Genomic DNA, 2,564 nt, shown 5'->3' with positions numbered 1-2,564 from the left:
TCGTGCGACACGAAAGCCGCTTGAGAAGAGCGGACTCACCGAAGGAGGATCGACTGATGTCGAAGGTGTAGCTCCCGAGCCAGTGCACAGGGCTCGTTCCCGCCTCAGCGTGCGTCGTGAGTAATCGCGGGGTGCGAAGCCTGAGGAAATGCCCAAGGATCCTCGTTCCATCCGGGGGTTACAGGCTGGGAAATGCCGGACGGGTGAATGCGAATGAACCCTTGATGATGCCTCGTCATGAGCACTCTCGCCGATGGGTCGTTTCAGCGAGAGATAGGGACTGGCCGCTGGAAAGCGGCAGGCGCCGACTGGGGAAATCTGGCCAGTCGGGAGTGCACCGCCGTCCCCGGGGTGCAGAGGGCGCCCTCACCGGCAGCATCTCTCTCATGCGGAACGTGACAACCCCGATGGAGTCCAGGCAATGCAATTCTGACCTGGTAAGCCAACCGCAAGGAAGGCCCAACTCTCCAGCGGGCGCAGGAAGACCCAGCAAGCTAATGCCGGTCGCCGAAAGGCAGCAGGAAACCGGGAACCATATGCCGACACCTCCGTCGGTGGTTCCCACATAACTGGCCGGATAGGGGCCGATGCCCCGACCTGAAAGGGTGCTGACGTGGGTCTGGTGAGCCCGTGAAGAAACGATGACCAAAGACACCTGAACCGAAGGGCAAGTTGGACGCCGTGACGACACACGTGGCTGGGGCGGCGCAAGCCGCTGCGACCGCAGCCGGCATGGCGAACGGACCGGAGGACGAGATCACCGACTGGCCGTCGATCGACTGGCGGAAGGTCGAGGACGACGTACGGCGTCTGCGGCAACGCATCTTCACGGCATCGCAGGCAGGGGACCTGGCCAAGGTCAGGAACCTGCAGAAGTTGATGCTCCGCTCCCGCGCCAACACACTCGCGAGTGTGCGCCGGGTCACGGAGGTCAACGCTGGCCGCAAGACGGCGGGCATCGACGGGAAAGTCGTCCTGCTGTCCCAGGGAAAGGCCGAGTTGGCCGACTGGGTCCAGCATGATGCGGCCCCGTGGAAACCCAAGCCCGTCAAGCGGGTGTATATAGCCAAGGCGAATGGGAAACAGCGCCCACTCGGAATTCCCGTGATCGCAGACAGATGCCTACAAGCTCTGACGCTGAATGCACTGGAGCCCGAGTGGGAGGCACGGCTGGAGCCGAAGGTCTACGGCTTTCGCCCCGGTCGCGGCTGCCATGACGCGATCGTCGCTATCCACACGACGGCGAGCGGCAAGAACGCCAAACGCCTGTGGGTGCTCGACGCCGACTTGAAAGCGGCATTCGACCGAATCGACCACGATCACCTGCTCGCGTCATTGGGAAACTTTCCCGCGAGGGGAATGGTTGCCGGATGGCTGAAGGCCGGTGTGGTCGAGAAAGGTTGGTTCACCCCGACGGTGGAGGGAACTCCCCAGGGCGGGGTGATCAGTCCCGCGTTGTTGAACATCGCCTTGCACGGAATGGGAAAGGCCGCTGGAGTCCGATATCAGGCTCTCGGCAGTGATGCCACGATTCTGGCGCGCGATTCCCCGGTTCTGGTCGTCTACGCCGACGACCTTCTCGCCCTGTGTCATTCTCGGGAACAGGCCGAGGAGGTCAAGGCGCGGCTGGCCGCGTGGCTCGCGCCCCGGGGGCTGGCTTTCAACGAGGACAAGACGCGCATTGTCCACCTCGATGAGGGCTGCGACTTCCTGGGGTTCAACATCCGACGCTACCGCGGCAAGCTGCTGACCAAGCCGAGCGACGCGGCCTTGCAGCGGATCCGGGAACGGCTTGCCGCCGAGGTGCTGGCCCTGCGAGGGGCCAACGCCGACGCGGTGATCGCCAAGCTCAACCCGATCATCAAGGGCTGGGCCGCCTACTACCGGATCGGGGTGTCCAAGCGGGCGTTCAACTCGCTGGACGCCCACGTGTGGAGACTGGTCTACAAGTGGGCCAAGTTCTCCCACCCGAACAAGCCGATGCGCTGGGTGACCGCCCGGTACTTCGGCATGTTCAACCCGTTCAGGCAGGACACGTGGGTATTCGGGGACCGCGCCAGCGGTTTCTACCTCTACAAGTTCGCCTGGACGCCGATCGTCCGGCACCGGATGGTGCCAGGGAGGGCGTCAACCGACGATCCTGCCCTGGCCGACTTCTGGGTCAAGCGGCGCCGCCGCGGCAAACTCCCGCTGGGCAAAGGCACCTTGCATCTGCTGCAGATGCAAGACGGCCGATGTCCGCTCTGCGGAGGGCTGCTGCTGCACGCCGACCACGAGCCGCAAACCCCCGACCAGTGGGAGCAGTGGCTCAAAGTCACCCGCATCGCGATCCGCAAACACGCGGTCACCGCCGATGCGGGCAACGGCAAGCCGGACAAACCCGCCGCCTCACGCCTGATACACACCTACTGCCAGCGTCGTCTGGCCACTGGCCCCGGCCGGTGACCAGCACTTCTGTTCGCCCGCGAGCCCAAGGGGCTTGCTTGAGCCGGTTGCTCGGAAAGCGGGCATGGCCGGTTCTGAGGGGGGACCGCTGCAGCAATGCAGCGGTCCTACCCGACGAG

The 2,564-nt window shown here is 64.5% G+C and carries 1 protein-coding gene; it reads left to right on the top strand.

The genetic code is table 11. From position 1 onward, the window contains the following. Positions 1–681: 681 nt before the first annotated feature. Positions 682–2,445, top strand: a complete 1,764-nt coding sequence (ltrA, locus tag ACWEKM_RS46360; protein ID WP_451627337.1) for a group II intron reverse transcriptase/maturase — start codon at positions 682–684, stop codon at positions 2,443–2,445. Positions 2,446–2,564 lie beyond the last annotated feature (119 nt).

It is taken from the genome of Streptomyces sp. NPDC004752 (assembly GCF_053601275.1).
Note: the sequence above shows the minus strand (reverse complement) of the source record. Positions and strands in the feature narration are given on the sequence as shown.